At 62.5% G+C, this 16,870-nt stretch carries 14 protein-coding genes; 10 read left to right on the top strand and 4 right to left on the bottom strand.

The features are described from left to right. The first annotated feature begins 52 nt into the window (after window positions 1-52). The 4 genes from SZ64_RS03940 to SZ64_RS03955 all read left to right on the top strand — a co-directional run bounded on the left by SZ64_RS03940 (window position 53) and on the right by SZ64_RS03955 (window position 4,630). Window positions 53-403, top strand: a complete 351-nt coding sequence (locus tag SZ64_RS03940) for a DMT family protein (protein WP_054529619.1) — start codon at window positions 53-55, stop codon at window positions 401-403. 9 nt (window positions 404-412) lie between these two features. Next, complete coding sequence (locus SZ64_RS03945) at window positions 413-1,588, top strand: carboxynorspermidine decarboxylase (protein ID WP_054529620.1); 1,176 nt, start codon at window positions 413-415, stop codon at window positions 1,586-1,588. A 187-nt stretch (window positions 1,589-1,775) separates the two neighbouring features. Then, entirely contained in the window at window positions 1,776-2,978 is a 1,203-nt protein-coding gene (locus SZ64_RS03950; RefSeq protein WP_054529621.1) for a type III PLP-dependent enzyme, read from the top strand. A 68-nt stretch (window positions 2,979-3,046) separates the two neighbouring features. After that, on the top strand, window positions 3,047-4,630 hold the full coding sequence (locus tag SZ64_RS03955; RefSeq protein ID WP_054529622.1) for an EAL domain-containing protein: 1,584 nt from the start codon (window positions 3,047-3,049) through the stop codon (window positions 4,628-4,630). 75 nt (window positions 4,631-4,705) lie between these two features. Here SZ64_RS03955 and SZ64_RS03960 read toward each other — a convergent pair whose 3' ends face one another. The 4 genes from SZ64_RS03960 to murI form a co-directional block, all read right to left on the bottom strand. Next, a complete protein-coding gene (locus SZ64_RS03960; RefSeq protein WP_054529623.1) occupies window positions 4,706-5,242 on the bottom strand; it encodes a cytochrome c in 537 nt (178 codons plus the stop codon). Window positions 5,243-5,372: 130 nt separating this feature from the next. Further along, window positions 5,373-7,949, bottom strand: coding sequence for a cation-translocating P-type ATPase (locus tag SZ64_RS03965; RefSeq protein ID WP_054529624.1), 2,577 nt, complete (start codon window positions 7,947-7,949; stop codon window positions 5,373-5,375). 52 nt (window positions 7,950-8,001) lie between these two features. Continuing rightward, on the bottom strand, window positions 8,002-9,222 hold the full coding sequence (hemA, locus tag SZ64_RS03970; protein WP_054532077.1) for a 5-aminolevulinate synthase: 1,221 nt from the start codon (window positions 9,220-9,222) through the stop codon (window positions 8,002-8,004). 128 nt (window positions 9,223-9,350) lie between these two features. Beyond that, complete coding sequence (gene murI / locus SZ64_RS03975) at window positions 9,351-10,145, bottom strand: glutamate racemase (protein ID WP_054529625.1); 795 nt, start codon at window positions 10,143-10,145, stop codon at window positions 9,351-9,353. Between the two features lie 153 nt (window positions 10,146-10,298). Here murI and plsY point away from each other — a divergent pair, with 153 nt between their 5' ends. The 6 genes from plsY to SZ64_RS04005 all read left to right on the top strand — a co-directional run bounded on the left by plsY (window position 10,299) and on the right by SZ64_RS04005 (window position 16,846). Next, window positions 10,299-10,892, top strand: a complete 594-nt coding sequence (gene plsY / locus SZ64_RS03980; RefSeq protein WP_054529626.1) for a glycerol-3-phosphate 1-O-acyltransferase PlsY — start codon at window positions 10,299-10,301, stop codon at window positions 10,890-10,892. Next, on the top strand, window positions 10,889-12,019 hold the full coding sequence (gene dprA, locus SZ64_RS03985; protein WP_054529627.1) for a DNA-processing protein DprA: 1,131 nt from the start codon (window positions 10,889-10,891) through the stop codon (window positions 12,017-12,019). The genes plsY and dprA overlap by 4 nt, the downstream gene beginning before the upstream one ends. A gap of 1 nt (window position 12,020) precedes the next feature. After that, a complete protein-coding gene (locus SZ64_RS03990) occupies window positions 12,021-12,683 on the top strand; it encodes a hypothetical protein (RefSeq protein WP_054529628.1) in 663 nt (220 codons plus the stop codon). 69 nt (window positions 12,684-12,752) lie between these two features. Next, the gene (locus SZ64_RS03995; RefSeq protein WP_156313460.1) at window positions 12,753-13,439 is read left to right on the top strand and encodes a hypothetical protein; all 687 of its coding nucleotides are present in this window, start codon (window positions 12,753-12,755) and stop codon (window positions 13,437-13,439) included. Window positions 13,440-13,545: 106 nt separating this feature from the next. Then, entirely contained in the window at window positions 13,546-16,140 is a 2,595-nt protein-coding gene (topA, locus tag SZ64_RS04000; protein ID WP_054529630.1) for a type I DNA topoisomerase, read from the top strand. 115 nt (window positions 16,141-16,255) lie between these two features. Beyond that, window positions 16,256-16,846, top strand: coding sequence for a hypothetical protein (locus tag SZ64_RS04005; RefSeq protein WP_206742895.1), 591 nt, complete (start codon window positions 16,256-16,258; stop codon window positions 16,844-16,846). Window positions 16,847-16,870 lie beyond the last annotated feature (24 nt).

A 16,870-nucleotide genomic window follows, 5' to 3' on the forward strand; every position in this document is an offset into this window, starting at 1 on the left:
GACTCCTTCACCCTCGCAACTGGCGGGGATGAAGGCCTTACCGGGCAAGCACATGAACTGGAATTTCCTTGCGCCCCTTGGGTTGCTGGCAGGCTCCAACATCATGATGAATCTTGCCTGGTATGGGCACCTCAAGTTCCCGAACAAGGCGCTGTGGGCCGTCGTTCTGGCAAGCTGGGGCATCGCCTTCTTCGAATATTGCCTCGCCGTTCCGGCCAACCGGATCGGCTCCAGGGTCTATTCGCTGGCCGAACTCAAGACGATGCAGGAAGTCATGTCGCTGACGGCCTTTGTGCTGGTGGCCTGGCTGTTGTTCGACCAGCGGCCGGGGCCGAGCCAGATCGTCGGCTTCCTGCTGATCGCGGGCGGTGCGTTCTTCGTGTTCAAATCCCCGCTGGGGTAAGGAAAGACTATGGAAACCAGAGCTGGTGATCCCGGAGCCTTCGCTCATTTCGACCTGACCCGCGTGGACAGCCCCGCTTTTGTGGTCGATCTGGCGCGGCTGCGGCAGAATCTGCAGGTGATCGCAGATATTCGCGACGCTTCGGGCGCCAAGGTGCTGGCGGCGCTGAAGGCCTTCAGCATGTGGTCTGTCGCGCCGGTAATCGGTGAATATCTGGACGGGGTCTGCACATCCGGCCTGTGGGAGGCCATGCTTGCCGCCGAGCATTACGATGGCGAGATCGCCACCTATTGCGCGGCATACAAGCCGGAAGACCTGAACGAGATATGCCGCCTGTCGGACCATGTGATCTTCAATTCGCCGATGCAGATCGAACGCTGTTCCGCCATCCTCGATGCGGCGCGGATGCGGGGCGATTCCTTCGACATCGGCCTGCGGATCAATCCGCTGCACCCTGAAGGCGAAGTGCCGCGCTACGATCCCTGTGCGCCCCATTCCCGGCTCGGCTTCCCGATCGACCAGCTGACGGACGAGCATATGGAGATGGTGGACGGCATCCATATGCACACTCTGTGCGAACAGGATCTCGCCCCGCTCAAGCGTACCTGGGACAAGGCCTTCGATTATCTCGAGCCCTATTTCGGCCAGTTCAAATGGATCAATTTCGGCGGAGGGCACCACATCACCCGCGCCGATTACCAGCGCGAGGAGCTGGTGGAATTCCTGAAGGACGTTCAGGAAGATACCGGCGCGGAAGTCTATCTGGAACCGGGCGAGGCTATCGCGCTTGATGCCGGAATTCTCGTCGGGACCATCCTCGATACGCATTGGAACGGGATGCAACTGGCCATCACCGATATTTCCGCCACCTGCCACATGCCCGATGTGCTGGAGGCGCCTTACCGCCCGGCCATGCTTGGCGAGGACGAAGGCTCGGAGGAAACGGTGCGCCTTGGCGGGCCGTCCTGCCTCGCGGGCGATGTGATCGGCGATTACCGCCTGCCGGTGCCCTGCAAGCCGGGTGAGCGAATCGCTTTCCTCGACCAGGCGCATTATTCGATGGTGAAGACCACCACCTTCAACGGCGTGCCGCTCCCCAGCATCTGGCTATGGGATTCCGAGACCGATTCCCTGGAGCAGGTGCGCAAGTTCGGCTACGAAGACTTCAGAGATCGTCTGTCTTGATGGTGTAATGGGCTGAAAAACAGAGGTTTTCAGTTTCATTGCATTTGTGTGACACGTGCTGGTCACATTGCGATTTTCACTTGCAGTTCAGCGAGGGGGTCCTATATCCGCCCCTCGCTGCCCCAAGGGGACTTCCTAACCGCAAGGCAGCCTTGTCTGAAACGAACCGTTTTGGGGGTCCCTTGAGTTGCACATCTATCCTTGCGCATCGGCTGTAGTCCGCGACCTCGCTCCGGACGAACCCGTTATCCTCAATCGCCCGCACGCTGCTGCGCGCGCTGCCCGCTTCTTTGCACAGAAGTTTCCGGGCACGTCGCTCTATGCGGTGAAGGCCAATCCTTCGCCTGAGCTGCTGCAGATCCTGTGGGATTCGGGGATTACCCATTTCGACGTCGCCTCGATTGCCGAGGTGCGGCTCGTGCGTTCGGTCCTGCCTGAAGCCAGCCTGTGCTTCATGCATCCGGTGAAGACCGGCAGTGCCATTCGCGAAGCCTATCACGTCCATGGCGTGCGGACCTTCAGCCTCGATACGATCGAGGAACTGGAAAAGATCGTTGCTGCCACCACCAGCGATGCTGGTGAAGCGGCTACCGATCTCTCCCTGCTGGTGCGCCTGCGCGTCTCGTCCGACTATTCGGAACTGAGCCTTGCGTCCAAGTTCGGTGTTGATCTGGCCGATGCCGCTCCGCTGCTGCAGGCCACTCGCCAACACTGCGACGCGCTGGGCATCTGCTTCCATGTCGGTAGCCAGGCGATGACGCCTTTTGCCTATGTGCAGGCGCTGGAACGCGTCCGCGCGGCGATTGCCGAAGCGGCCGTGACTGTCGACATCGTGGATGTCGGTGGTGGGTTTCCCAGCCAGTATCCGGGCATGGAACCGCCGCCGCTGGAAGATTTCTTCGCCATCATCGACCGCTATTTCGAGGCGCTGCCCATCTCCTACAATGCGGAGCTGTGGTGCGAACCGGGCCGTGCCCTGTGCGCGGAATACAGCTCGATGATCGTGAAGGTCGAAAAGCGCCGGGGCGACGAACTCTACATCAACGATGGCGCTTATGGCGCCCTGTTCGATGCCGCGCATATCGACTGGCGTTTCCCCGTCAGCGCGCTGGGTGAGAAGCTGCATGGCGGCGAAGTGGAATTCGCCTTCTACGGCCCCACTTGCGACGATGCCGATTACATGAAGGGGCCCTTCATGCTCCCGGCCGATATCGGCCCGGGCGACTATATCGAAATCGGCATGCTGGGTGCCTATGGCAGCGCGATGAAAACTGCTTTCAACGGCTTCGGCCAGGCGGTTGCCGTCAACGTCGCGGATGAACCGATGGCCAGCCTCTATCGCGGGGACCGTCCGGTTCTTTCCAGCGACAACGTCGTCAGCCTGCGCTGATCCCGCGTTAACTGGTCTTCTTCCTCTTTCGTGCTATCCTGAGCACGGAAGAGGATTGGAGGCGGTTAATGAAGCGCCTTATCGTAATTATCGCGCTGGGCGTATGCGTCACTGCGGCCCTCCCGATTTTTGCTGCAATCAAGCTCGCCGGTCAGCAGCAGACGGATAGCGAGCAACGCTATGCCCTCAGCCTCGCGCGCAATGCCCTCGTCCATTCGGAGATAAGCGGGGACCAGCTTTACACGGCTGCCGGGGCGATCAACGCCTTGCCGTCCGAAAAGGCCTGCACGCCCGAAGGGCTGGCGGTGATGCGCAAGATCGATCTTGAATCGAGCATGCTGCAGGCGGTGGGCTGGGTGGAAGGCAACGTGATGCGTTGTTCTTCCTTTGCTGGAAACCAGCCTTTCGATCTGGGGCCGCCCGATGCGGTTTCGCAATCGCACACGCGGTTCCGCAACAATGTGACCCTGATTGACCCCCAGCAGCCCTATATGGTCACGCAGATCGGCGCTGCGGCAGGAGTGCTGCACAAGAACCTTCTGTTGAGCTTCATTGACGAGATTCCCGGCCTTTCGGTTGGGGTGTTTTCATGGTCCAGCCGCGCGCCGGGCGCTTTGCGCGGGACGGTGCCGGACATCGTTCGGCGGCCGGACTTGATGGCCGATACCGTTTACAGAGTGGGCGATCTGCAAGTGGCGATCGTTCGTTCGGAGAAATACGATATCGGCGCATTCGCGGCGCTGCCAGTGGGCGGCAGCGCCAGCTATGCAAGCAGGATCGCGGGCATTCTCGTGCCGCTTGGCGTGATAGTCGGCCTGATCCTGTCGGCCTTGCTGATCCATATCGTCCGCATTCGCGCATCCATGCCCATGATGATCCGCACCGCGCTGAAGCAGGACAGGTTCCATTTGCTTTACCAGCCGGTGGTTGACCTTGCGAATGGCAGGCTCGTCGGTGCGGAGGCGTTGATCCGGTGGGACAGGGGAAGCGGCAACCCGATTCCTCCGGACAGGTTCATCGCTGCGGCCGAGGAAGCCGGAGTGATCCATCTGGTGACGTCACGCATGCTTGAACTGCTGGCGGCTGATGCACCCGATGTTCTGAACATCGCGCCCGATTTCCGGTTTGCGGTCAATTTTTCGGCGCTCGACATGCATCGGCCGGAAGTTCTGGAAGAAGTTACCGGTGTGCTGCAGCAGGCTGGCATTGCGGCCCATAATCTTGTGATCGAGGCTACCGAGCGAAGCCTCGTCGATGTGGATCGCGCGCGGGAAACGATGCGCCAGTTCCGCGCCGCCGGGATAGGGGTGGCAATTGACGATTTCGGCACGGGCTATTCAAGCCTCAGCTACCTCGCCCGGCTGGAGATCGATTATCTCAAGATCGACAAATTGTTCGTCCAGTCGCTCGGGACGGATTCAGCCACCAGCCAGGTGGCGGGCCGGATCATCGACATGGCGCAGGATCTCAATCTCATGATCGTGGCCGAGGGAATCGAAACAGCGGAGCAGGAACGGCTGCTCAAGGCGCTGAAGGTCGATTACGGGCAGGGTTATTATTACGGGCGGCCAATGCCTGTCGACGATCTGATGCAGTTGCTGCGGCGCCAGCGGGATGGAGAGAATGTGCGCCTGAAGCTCGTCGCGGCCTGAAGGCGGTGCGGGCTGAAAGGGGCGTAAAGCCGGCCCGCCCGGTTGCGCATCCGGGCGGGCCGTCCCCACATGAGATCAGTCGAAGATGCTTTCGCCCAGCGATTCACGCTTGGTCGCTTCATGGAGAATGCCCTGCGAGGGCGTCTCGGGCTTGAATTTCTCGTGGCAGGCAAGGCAGTTCTGAACCAGCTTGTCGCCCAGCGCCTGCCATTTGGCCTGATCGGTGGACTTCTCGGTCGCGAGGTTCACAGCCTCTTCGCCAAGGCCGGTCAGTTCTTGCGCCAGCGTTTTCCATTCCGGATTGGCGACCCATGCGGCGTCTTCTGCGCCCGTGCCTTCGATCTGCAGCACCGTGCCGGCCAATGCCATGTCATAGGCGGAACTGCGGACCAGATCCCAGTCGTGATCGTCACGCGGCATGTCGCCATTGCCGGGGGCGAAGAGGTAATCCGCGGAATGGTCGGTCAGCGCGACCATCGCAGCATTGATGCTGATCGGCAGCTTGAGCGTTTCTGCGGCAGGCGCAGTATCCTCGGCCTTGTTCTGGCATCCGGCCAGAGCAAGAATGGCAAAGCCAGCAATAGCTGCATGTGCAATTCCGGAACGAGACATCACGGCAGTTCTCCCCTTTGATTGGCTGTGACGAAGTTAGAACAGCTTAATTGGGCAGGGGAAATAAACTACTTCAATTATTAGTACCTATTTGGATTGACGGCCTGCCAGTCGAACGGCGGGCTAATGATTAATGGTGAATTTCCGGAAATAACCGCGTTCGCCACCAGGGCTTGACTGTTTCGAGCAGTAGCAGGGTGGCGAAGCTGGTGCCGGCGACCAGCGCCAGATCGCTCCAGCTCGCTTTGGCGAAGCGGAACAGCTCTGTCACGGGCGGCGCGAATTGTGACAGGGCCAGGATCGCGAACACCGCCAGCGCCACAGTGGCCAGTGGTCGATTGGGCCGGATCACGGCGCGGATCACCGACGCGCTGTAGGACCGGTTGACCAGAATCAGGCCCAGAATGCCCAGCACGAGGCTCAGGAAGGCGATGGTGCGCACCCGCTCCTCTCCAAGGCCGGCACTCCATGCGTAGAGCGTGACACCGCCAATAACGGCCATGGCGACGATGCCCTGCAGGGCGGCCCAGGCGACCATCCAGCGCGGGAATAGCGGCGCATCCGGTGCGCGGGGAGGGCGCTGCATCAGGCGACGTTCTTCCTTCTCTGCCTCGAAGGCGAGCGAGCAGACCGGGTCGATGATCATTTCGATAAAGGCGATGTGGATCGGGGCGAGCATCAGCGGCATGCCCGCGAACAGCGGCAGCAGTGCCAGCCCGGCGATGGGGATATGCACGGCCACGATGAAGGCCAGCGCCTTGCGCAGATTGTCGTTGATCTTGCGGCCGATGCGAATGCCAGTCACGATCGATCCGAAATCATCGTCCAACAGCACGATGGACGCCGCCTCCCGCGCGACATCGGTGCCGCGCTTGCCCATGGCGATGCCGATATGTGCGCTCTTGAGCGAAGGCGCGTCGTTCACGCCGTCGCCTGTCATGGCCACGATCTCGCCCCGCGCCTTGAGGGCATCGACCAGCCGGAGCTTCTGTTCCGGCATGATCCGGGCGAACACGTTCACCTTGCCGATGCGGGCGGCAAGTTCGGCATCGCTCATGGCGGCAAGCTCCTCGCCGCTCAGCACATCGCCGGTCTCGATCCCGGCCTGCTGGGCAATGGCACTGGCCGTGCTGGGATAATCGCCGGTGATCATCACCACACGGATGCCGGCTTCCCTGCACTGGCGAACCGCGCCCGGAACCGAGGCTCGCAGTGGATCGGCCAGGCCGGCAAGGCCGAGGAAACGGAATTCGAAGCGACGCTGGTCGGCGGGCAACTCGCTGCCGCTCCAGCTGGCTTCAGCCACGCCCAGTACGCGCAGGCCTTTTTCGGCCATGGCATCTGCCTGAGCGCGCATCTTTGCCTTGTCGTCATCCAGCATGCCGCAAAGCTCGGCAATCGCTTCAGGCGCGCCTTTGGAGGCAATGACGAGGCCATCGGAACCGTTGCCGCGCCATGCATGCGACATGGCGAGCAGTGACGGATCGAGCGGGTAATGGCGCTGGAGAGACCAGCCATTGTCGCGGTGGTCCATCAGGCCGTTGCCGCCATTTGTCCCGGCCAGCTCGTGGAAGGCGACTTCCATCGGATCGACCGGCTGTTCTGCGCTGGCGAGAATGCCGAAGCGGGCCAGCAGGGCGAAATCGCTTTCCATCAGCGGATCGCCGGGAAAATCGAGCGTGCGCCCGTCAGGCAGGCGCAATTCTGCCACCTGCATCCGATTTTCGGTGAGTGTGCCGGTCTTGTCCGTGCAGAGTGTGGTTGCAGAGCCAAGCGTTTCGATGGCAGCCGCGCGCCGGGTGAGCACATTGACGCGGGAAAGCCGCATGGCCCCCATCGCCATGAAGACCGTGAGCACCACCGGAAATTCTTCCGGCAACATCGACATGCCCAGAGCAATCCCGGCCAGCGCTGCGTCGAGCCAGCTTCCGCGCAGGAAGCCGTAGAGCAGGATGGCCAGCACACAGGCCGAAGCGCCCAGTGCGCCGAACCAGAAGACCAGCCTTTGCGTTTGCCGCCTGAGGCGCGGCACTTCCGGTTCCAGCGCGTGGAGCGCCATGCCGATGCGGCCCATCTCGCTGCGCGGGCCGGTCGCGGTGATCCGGGCGATGCCGCTGCCGCGCACCACAAGCGTTCCGGACCAGACGAAGGGCAACCCGTCACCGCCCGGACGCGGGGTTTCAGCGGTGTCGGTTGTTGCGCTTTTCGCGACTGGAACAGATTCGCCGGTCAGCAGGGATTCGTCGGCAGTCAGCCCGTCACAGCGCAACAAATGGCCATCGGCAGGAACACGGTCCCCTTCGTTGAGGACTACCAGATCGCCGCGCACCACATCGCGCCCGGCGATGCGAATACGTTCCCCATCGCGGATGACCAGCGCGCGGGGGCTACCCAGATCGCGCAGGGCGGCCAGCGCCTTTTCGGATCGTGCCTCCTGCAGGGTGGTGACGACGATGGAGAAGCCAGCAAAGGCGATCAGCAGCAATGCCTCTTGCAGATCGCCGAGCGCCAGATAGATCAGCCCGCCGGTCAGCAGCAGGGCGAGCATCGGCTCACGCAGCACTTCGCCAATGATCTGTCGCAGCCCGCGCTGGCGGTCCGCCGGGAGTTCGTTCGGGCCTTCTGTGGCCAGCGTAGCGGCGGCTTCTGTCGCGCTCAGGCCAAGTTGAGGGGCGTTCTCGCCGGAATAGGCTGCGCGGTCAGTCACCTGCGCATGCTAGCACGGATTGTGTGACGGGCGAGCGGAAGCTCGCCCAAAATCACGCAGCCTTGAGCAGTTCCAGTTCCAGACGGTCCCAGATTTCCACCAGCGCCTCGGTCAACTCACGCATCATTTCTTCGGTATGAGCGGGGCCGGGGGTGAAGCGCAGGCGTTCCGTACCGCGCGGCACGGTGGGGAAATTGATCGGCTGAACATAGACGCCATATTCGGCGAGCAGGATGTCGCTGATCTTCTTTGCACGCACCGGATCGCCCACCATCAGCGGAACGATATGGGTGGTGGAATCCATCACCGGCAGGCCTGCATCGCGGAAGGACTGCTTCAGGAAGGCAGCGGCGGCCTGCTGGCCATCGCGTTCCACACTGGAAGCCTTGAGGTGCTTCACGGCCGCCAGCACACCGGCGACCAGCACCGGGCTGAGCGAGGTGGTGAAGATGAAGCCGGGAGCATAGCTGCGGATGCAGTCGATGATCTTCTTGTCGGCCGCGATATAGCCGCCCATCACGCCGAATGCCTTGCCAAGCGTGCCTTCGATGATGTCGATGCGGTGGGCCGCTTCGTCACGATCGGTGATGCCGCCGCCGCGCGGGCCATACATGCCTACAGCATGGACCTCGTCGATATAGGTCAGCGCGTTATACTTTTCCGCAAGGTCGCAGATTGCGTGGATCGGCGCGATATCGCCATCCATCGAATAGACGCTTTCGAAGGCGATCAGCTTGGGTGTTTCCGGATCGGCTTCGGCCAGCAGTTCTTCCAGATGGGCCACGTCATTGTGGCGGAACACGCGCTTGTCGCAGCCCGAATTGCGGATACCCGCGATCATGCTGGCGTGGTTCAGCTCATCCGAGAAGATGATGCAGCCCGGCAGCAGGCGGGCAAGAGTGGAAAGCGTGGCGTCGTTCGAGACATAGCCCGAAGTAAACAGCAGTGCGGATTCCTTGCCGTGCAGGTCCGCCAGCTCGTTTTCCAGCTCGATATGATAATGGGTGTTGCCGCCGATATTGCGGGTGCCACCCGAACCGGCGCCGACATCGTGCAGCGCCTCTTCCATGGCTTCGATCACCTTGGGGTGCTGGCCCATGGCGAGATAGTCGTTGGAACACCAGACCGTGATCGGCTTCGGGCCGTTATGGCCGGCAAAGCAGCGCGCGTTGGGGTAGGCACCCTTGTTGCGCAGAATGTCGATGAAAACGCGATAGCGGCCTTCAGAATGAAGCCTGTCAATCGCCTGGTCGAAGATCTGGTCGTAATTCAACGGATCCACCCGTTCCTAGCGCTGCAATCGAACCCTCGTGCGGGACTCGCTGGGCAGCCAGAGCAATTCCGGGCGCCTTACGCCATGACCCATGTCAATAAAAGCACGGAGTTTGCGACGGGTTCGCATTAAAGGTGCTCAATGTGATCGAGCCCGTAACTCGCAAGGGCCGGCCGCAATTTTTCCAGTCCGCCATTCGTCCCGGTGAACACGGCAATGTCTGGCCCCTTGCGCTCGAAACTCTGGCCTTGGGTCAGATATGCGATGCGTCGCGCAATGCCCGCCGCGCCATCGACGAATTGCACTTCAGGGCCGAGCGCTTTGCCCAGTTCTTCTTCCAGCAGCGGAAAATGGGTGCAGGCCAGCACGACCGTGTCGATCTTCTCGCCGCCGGGCTGGCTGCGCAGGCCCTGTGCCGCGGCCTGATAGACCGCTGGATCGACAGGCTCCCCGCGCAATTTCGCTTCCGCAGCCTTCACCAGATCGGGCGCGGGATGGCGCAGCAGCAGCTTGTCCTGCGCGAATTCGCGTTCGAGATTATCGACATAGGCCTGGCGGATGGTGGCGGCAGTGCCCAGCAGGCCGATTGCGCCGGTCCTTGTCATGGCTGCGGCGGGTTTGATCGCGGGGACAGTGCCTACCACCGGCAGGTCCAGCGCCTCGCGCACGGCGGCAAGGGCAATCGTGCTGGCCGTATTGCAGGCAATGGTGACGAGACGTGGGCGATAGCGTTCTACAAGCCGCCCGAGCAGGGCAGGGACGCGCGCGGCAATCTGTGCCTCCGTCTTCTCGCCATAGGGAAGGGCGGCATAGTCCGCGACGTAGATCACCGGCGCCTGGGGCAGCAATTTGCGGACTTCCGCCAACACGGTCAGCCCGCCGACTCCGGAATCGAACAACAGGATCGGAGAACTGGGGTCCATCGGCGCGGGATGGCCAATGGCGTGACAGGCGTCAACTGGTCGGGGCGGACTACCCACTTCGCAGCAGGCCACTTTCGCAGCGGGAACGGATTGTTTTCATGCCGCTGAAGTGCAAGGCGTCGGCTATAGAGTGCGGACGGGAAGGGGCGATTCATGGGCAGTTGGCAGGCAATTCTGGCGGCGGCGGGGCTGGCTTATCTGCTTGGCTCGATCCCGTTCGGCCTGTTGCTGACGCGCCTCGCCGGGCTGGGCGATGTGCGTCAGATCGGCTCCGGCAATATCGGCGCCACCAATGTGCTGCGCACCGGTAACAAGGGGCTGGCGGCGCTTACCCTGTTGCTCGATCTGGCCAAGGGTGCGGCGGCCGTGTTGATCGTGGCGCGCCTGTTTCCGGGGCTGCAGGGCCTCGCCGCGCTGGGCGTAGTGCTGGGGCACTGTTTCCCGGTCTGGCTGAAGTTCAAGGGTGGCAAGGGCGTGGCGACTGCTGCGGGCGTGTGCTTCGGCATCGGTTGGCCGGTTGGGCTGGCCTATGCAGTGGTGTGGATCGGCATGCTGGCGCTCACGCGCATCAGTTCGCTGAGCGGGATGAGCGCTGCGATTGCCGCCCCGGTCGCGGCCTATGCGCTGGGCTATCAGGCCGAATTTCCCTGGCTGGTGGCGATCTCTGCGCTGGTGATCTGGCTGCATCGTGCGAACATCGCCCGGCTGAAGAACGGCACGGAACCCAGGGTCGGCTCGAAGAAGTGAGCGCATCGGCCCAGCCGCAGGCGGAGCTTTCGCAGCAGGAGGCCTTTGCCCGCATCCGCTTGCTGCGTTCGCCCAATGTCGGGCCGGTCAGCTTTCGCCAACTCATGCGCCGTTTCGGTACGGCGGCCGCCGCATTGGATGCCTTGCCTGATCTGGCGGCCAAGGGTGGCGGCAAATATCGCGCTGCACCGCGCGAGCGTGTGGAGGCGGAGATCGCGGCAGTGCGCCGCGCTGGCGCCCGGTATCTATTCCATGATTCCGCCGATTACCCCGCGTTGCTGGCCGAGATCGAAAGTGCGCCGCCCGTCCTGACCGTTCGGGGTGATGCGACGCTGGCGGCCCGGCCCTGCGTCGCCATGGTCGGCGCGCGCAACGCCTCTGCCGCCGCCATGCGCCTCGCACGGGATCTGGCTGCCGAGCTTGCGGGGGAGGGCTATACGATCGTCTCCGGCCTCGCCCGGGGGATCGACGGGGCAGCGCACCGGGGCGCCATACCTGCCACCATCGGCGTGATCGCCAGCGGGATCGACATCACCTATCCGCCCCAGCACGTGGAATTGCAGGAAGAGATCGCGCAGACCGGCCTGCTGCTTGCCGAACAGCCTGCCGGGACAGAACCGCGCGGCAGCCATTTCCCCAGCCGCAACCGCATCATCGCAGGGCTCTCGCTGGGAACCCTGGTGGTCGAGGCTGCGCCCAAGTCAGGCTCGCTCATCACCGCGCGGCTGGCGGGCGAATTCGGGCGCGAGGTGATGGCTATTCCCGGTTCCCCGCTCGATGCGCGCAGCCATGGCTGCAACCAGCTGATCCGCGAGGGAGCCGTGCTGGTCCAGTCGGCGGCGGACGTGATCGAACTGGTTTCCGGCTTTGGCGGAATGCCCCGCGCGCGTCTGCGTTCGGCCCCGCAGGATTTGTTCGAGGCGCCGTTGACTGGCGAGCCGGAAAACACGGAAGAAACGGCCGATATCGCGGGTCTGCTCACCACGGCGCCGGTGGCGGTCGACGAACTGATCCGGCAGTCGGGCACGAGTCCATCGGCCGTGCAGATGGCGTTGCTGGAACTGGAGCTGGCAGGCAGAATCGAACGGCACGCCGGGGGGCGGGTCAGCGCAATAATGGGGGGATAGGATGGGGTGGGGCGATCCGGCGGAATTGCGAACTCAAGATATCCATGCCGAAATGAAACGGCTGGCGCGGAACGCGCCGGTTGAGATCGCAATTGTCATTGCAGGCATGACTGCGATGGGGATCGCGACGGATTTCAGCAGCAATTCGGGTGGGATGACCTTCGGTCTCTCCATACTCAATCTCGCCGCAGGATATGGGCTGACAATCAGGCTCATGGAGAAGGGAGGCCTGTTGCCGGGCGGGAAAGACCGGGGCTTTGGTTCCTATTTCGGTCTCGGGTTGTTGTCAGGGTTGGGAATTATCATCGGGTTGCTCCTGCTGGTGATACCGGGCGTGATCCTTCTCGTACGCTGGTTACCCGCGTACGGCTTCATGTATGGAGAAAGGCTGAGCGCCACGCAGGCATTGGAGCGAAGCTGGCAGGCCACCGGCCCGCATTTCCCAGCATTGCTCGTGGCTGCTCTGCTGCCCATCGCGGTCGACGTCATTTCGATCGCGGTCTACGAATTTCCGCAATATCTGCCAAGCATGCCATTTCTTGCTCTCTCCCTGGTCGGCAATCTCACAGCTTTTCTGAACCTGGTGTTATGGAGTCTGCTCGGGCTGGCCAGTTATTCATTGCTGGGCGCGGATCAGGGCGAGGCAGCCGAAGTATTCGCCTGACCATCACCCCTTGACTGTGCCGCATTTTACACCAGCTTAAATTCGGGACTGGATGAAAGAGGGGAAAACATGGCTACTTTGCCAAGCCGGGATTTGAAGACCGGCCTCATTATCGACAAGACGATTGATGTGCTGGGCCGGAATGTCGGGCCGGCACTGGCCTTTGTCGCCGTGCTGGTCGTGCTGGGTACGGGTGTGGATTATCTCGCGGTGCAGGCGCAGCAGAACGTTTCTGCGTCTGCCATGCTGCAGGCTGCGGCATTGTCGCTGGCGCTTGTGGTGGTCAGCATCGTTGGTTCCTACCTGCTGATCGAAGCGATGCTGAAGCGCACCGGCCTGATGAGCTATCAGGGGGAACGTCGTTTCTTCGCCTATCTTGGCATGTCGCTTCTTATCGGATTGGCCGTCGTATGCGGGCTGGTGTTCCTGATCATTCCCGGTCTCGTCTTCATGGCTCGGTGGAGCGTCGCGCAGGCGCTGCTGATCGGGCGTGGCACGGGTGCCATGGATTCGATGGGGAAAAGCTGGGAGGCGACCAAGGGCAATGAGTTCGCCATCATTCTGGCTGCCTTGGCGATGATGGTGCTGTTCTATGCCCTGGCATTCCTGCCCGCCATCCTGTTCCCCGATCTGGGTATGGCGGCGGCGGTTATCGGGCGGGTGGGCAGCAGTGCCGCCAGCGTGATTTCCACTGCCATGGGCGTTGCGCTTTATGGCCTTATCAGCGCCCGCGACGTAGTGGGTGTGTTCGACTGAGCAAAAAGGGGGCAACTCCTTCGCGCTGCAAATGGCGGCTTGACGAAAGGGTCGGGCCGCCACCACCCTCGCGCGTACGTACGTGTAGAAGTCTTTCGGGATACCCATGCAGCTTGTGATCGTAGAGTCGCCCGCCAAGGCGAAGACCATCGAGAAATATCTCGGCAAGGACTTCAAGGTCCTGGCCTCCTACGGTCATATCCGCGACCTTCCGCCCAAGGACGGCTCGGTTCGTCCGGACGAGGATTTCGCGATGGATTGGGAAACCTATCGCGACAAGGTTTCGCGGGTGAAAGAAATTGCGGATGCAGCCAAGACTGCCGACCGCCTGATCCTCGCGACTGACCCTGATCGCGAGGGCGAGGCGATCTCGTGGCACGTCAGGGAACTGCTGGCCAAGCGCAAGGCGCTGCCCAAGGAGGTTGAACGCGTTACCTTTAACGCCATCACCAAGCAGGCCGTGACGGAAGCGATGAAGCATCCGCGCGAACTGGATGCCGACCTGATCGACGCCTATCTGGCCCGCCGCGCGCTGGATTATCTGTTCGGCTTCACGCTCTCCCCGGTGTTGTGGCGCAAGCTGCCCGGCGCCAAGAGCGCGGGCCGCGTGCAGTCGGTCGCCCTGCGCCTGATCTGCCAGCGCGAGCATGAGATCGAGATATTCAAGCCGCAGGAATATTGGCAAGTTCTTGCCCGGATGGAGCAGGACGGGACGGAATTCGAAGCGCGCCTCGTGCGTTTCGATGGCGAGAAGCTGGAACGCCTTTCGCTGGGCGATCAGGGAATTGCGTTGAAGGCCAAGGCCGCGGTCGAAGCCGGGCGCTTCACCGTGGAAGATGTGGAGACGAAGCCGCTGCGCCGCAATCCGGCGCCGCCGTTCACCACCTCCACCCTGCAGCAGGAAGCCGCGCGCAAGCTGGGCTTTTCCGCCAGCCACACCATGCGTTGCGCTCAGCATCTCTACGAGCAGGGCGCGATCACCTATATGCGTACCGACGGCGTGCAGATGGACCCGAGCGCCATTGCTGCGGCACGCCGGGCCATTGCCGATCGCTACGATGGGCATTTCCTGCCGGAAAAGCCGCGTCATTACGAAACCAAGGCCAAGAACGCGCAGGAAGCCCACGAGGCGATCCGCCCGACCGATTTCACGCGCGACCATGCCGGTTCGGCTGATGAGGCGCGCCTCTACGAGTTGATCTTCAAGCGCGCCATGGCGAGCCAGATGGCCTCCGCCAGCCTTGAACGCACCACCGTCACCATGCGCGACCCCACCGGCCGTCACGAATTGCGCGCCACCGGGCAGGTGGTGAAGTTCCCCGGCTTCCTTGCCGTCTACGAGGAAGGCCGCGACCAGAAGGGTGACGATGAAGAGGGCGAAGGCCTGCTGCCCGTGATGCACAAGGGCGATAGCCCGGCCAAGAAGGCCGTGGACGCCACGCAGCACTTCACCCAGCCGCCGCCGCGCTATTCCGAAGCCAGCCTGGTCAAGCGGCTGGAGGAACTCGGCATCGGCCGTCCTTCCACCTATGCCTCGATCATTCAGGTGCTGAAGGACCGCAATTACGTCCGCACCGAGCGGAACCGCTTCTTCGCCGAGGAAAGCGGACGCCTGCTGACGGCCTTCCTCGAACGCTTCTTCCCGCGTTATGTCGGCTATGATTTCACCGCCGAGATGGAGGATGAACTCGACGACGTTTCGGGCGGCCGCGCAGAGTGGAAGAAGGTGCTGGAAGAGTTCTGGCGCGACTTCAAGCCGAAGAGCGACGAAGTCATGGAGCGCAAGCCGAGCGAGGTGACGCAGGAACTGGACGCGTTCCTTTCCGACTACCTCTTCCCGCCGAAGGATGACGGCAGCGATCCCCGCCTGTGCCCCAAGTGCGGCGAGGGCAAGCTCGCTCTGCGCGGCGGTCGTTTTGGCGCTTTCGTGGCCTGCTCGAACTATCCCGAGTGCAAATATACCCGCCGCTTCGCCCAGCCGGGTGGGGAAGGCAGCGAGGGCGGTGAGGATGGCACTCTGGGCACCGATCCGGTGACCGGGCTGGAAGTTCTGCGCAAGGTTGGCCGCTTCGGCCCCTATATCCAGCTGGGCGAGGAGAAGGACGCGAAGCGCGCCTCCATCCCCAAGGACATCCCGGAACTCGATCTGGAATGGGCGCTCAAGCTGCTCAGCCTGCCGCGTGAAGTGGGCACCCATCCGGAAAGCGGGGAGCCGATCACGGCCAGCATCGGGCGCTATGGCCCCTATCTGGCGCATAATGGCAAATATGCGAAGCTCTCCTCCACTCGCGACGTGTTCGAAACGGGCATGAATGCGGCCGTCTCGCTGTTGGCCGAAGCGGCCAACCGCGGGCCGGGGCGTTCCTCCGGCGCCAAGGCGGAGCCGATCAAGATGCTGGGCGCACACCCCACCAGCGGCAGCGAGATGAAGGTGATGCCCGGCCGCTATGGCCCCTATGTTACCGATGGCACGACCAATGCGACCATCCCCAAGGATGTGAAGCCGGAAGACCTGACCGAAGAACAGGCGATTGCCCTGATCGACGCGCGAGTGGCCAAGGGGCCTGCCAAGAAAAAGGGCGGGGCGAAGAAAGCTCCGGCGAAGAAGGCCCCCGCGAAAAAGGCTGCCGCCAAGAAGGCTCCAGCAAAGAAGAAGGCTCCGGCAAAGAAGAAGGCGGCGGCCGACAGCGAGGCAGAGTAACAGTCATTCCGGCATGAACGATCCGGCGGTTGAATATTATCGCCGCCGGGTTAGTCTTCTCCTTGGGTAAAGGAGAGGATTTGTCATGCTGGAATTGATCGCAGCCGCCGTTGCCATGACGCTTCCCGTCGCAGACGGCAGGCTGGAACGCTCCATCCAGAGCGACCTGCCACGCGAAGTGATCGAGAGCGATATAGCAGGTGTCGTTTACGAGGCCTATGTCGACCCGAAGGGCAGGATCACCCAATGCAAGGTTGCCGGCGTGCTTGGCAATGAGCGTGAGGAGGGCCTGGCGAAGGGCATTTGCGCGGCGGTAAAGGGCAAGTCAGTCAAGTCCCCGGCACGCGATGCGGATGGCATGCGGATGCCTGCCGTGTTCCGGGGCGTTGTATCGCTCGCCAATAATTCCATCGCGCTGGACCGTTTCCCGATTGAACCCGATGTCCGCTATCAGGTGGATCAGCTTCCCGATGGCGCGAAAAGCGCGGTCAGGCGCAATCTGGTGGTGCAGGTTGACGGGCAAGGGCAGATCACGGCCTGCGGGGCAGCAGGCGGCAAGGAGACGCCCGATACGGCAACGGCCTGCGACATTGTCCAATCCGTCACCCTGCCGATCCGCAAGGGGGCTGACGGGCAGGGCGAGAGCTACCTCTATCCGCTGCTGTTTGAATTTACGGACAAGCCGTTAGTGGCGCTGGCCGACTGAGCGATCTGAGTTGCTGGGCCCCGT

Source organism: Erythrobacter sp. SG61-1L, assembly GCF_001305965.1.
In the GTDB taxonomy this organism is placed as follows: domain Bacteria; phylum Pseudomonadota; class Alphaproteobacteria; order Sphingomonadales; family Sphingomonadaceae; genus Andeanibacterium.

Coding starts and splice junctions, on each gene's coding strand:
- SZ64_RS03955 (WP_054529622.1), top strand. CDS start 3,047: ATGAAGCGCCTTATCGTAATTATCGCGCTGGGCGTATGCGTCACTGCG.
- SZ64_RS04005 (WP_206742895.1), top strand. CDS start 16,256: ATGACGCTTCCCGTCGCAGACGGCAGGCTGGAACGCTCCATCCAGAGC.
- plsY (WP_054529626.1), top strand. CDS start 10,299: ATGGGCAGTTGGCAGGCAATTCTGGCGGCGGCGGGGCTGGCTTATCTG.
- topA (WP_054529630.1), top strand. CDS start 13,546: ATGCAGCTTGTGATCGTAGAGTCGCCCGCCAAGGCGAAGACCATCGAG.
- SZ64_RS03990 (WP_054529628.1), top strand. CDS start 12,021: ATGGGGTGGGGCGATCCGGCGGAATTGCGAACTCAAGATATCCATGCC.
- SZ64_RS03945 (WP_054529620.1), top strand. CDS start 413: ATGGAAACCAGAGCTGGTGATCCCGGAGCCTTCGCTCATTTCGACCTG.
- SZ64_RS03960 (WP_054529623.1), bottom strand. CDS start 5,242: ATGTCTCGTTCCGGAATTGCACATGCAGCTATTGCTGGCTTTGCCATT.
- murI (WP_054529625.1), bottom strand. CDS start 10,145: ATGGACCCCAGTTCTCCGATCCTGTTGTTCGATTCCGGAGTCGGCGGG.
- SZ64_RS03940 (WP_054529619.1), top strand. CDS start 53: ATGAACTGGAATTTCCTTGCGCCCCTTGGGTTGCTGGCAGGCTCCAAC.
- SZ64_RS03995 (WP_156313460.1), top strand. CDS start 12,753: ATGGCTACTTTGCCAAGCCGGGATTTGAAGACCGGCCTCATTATCGAC.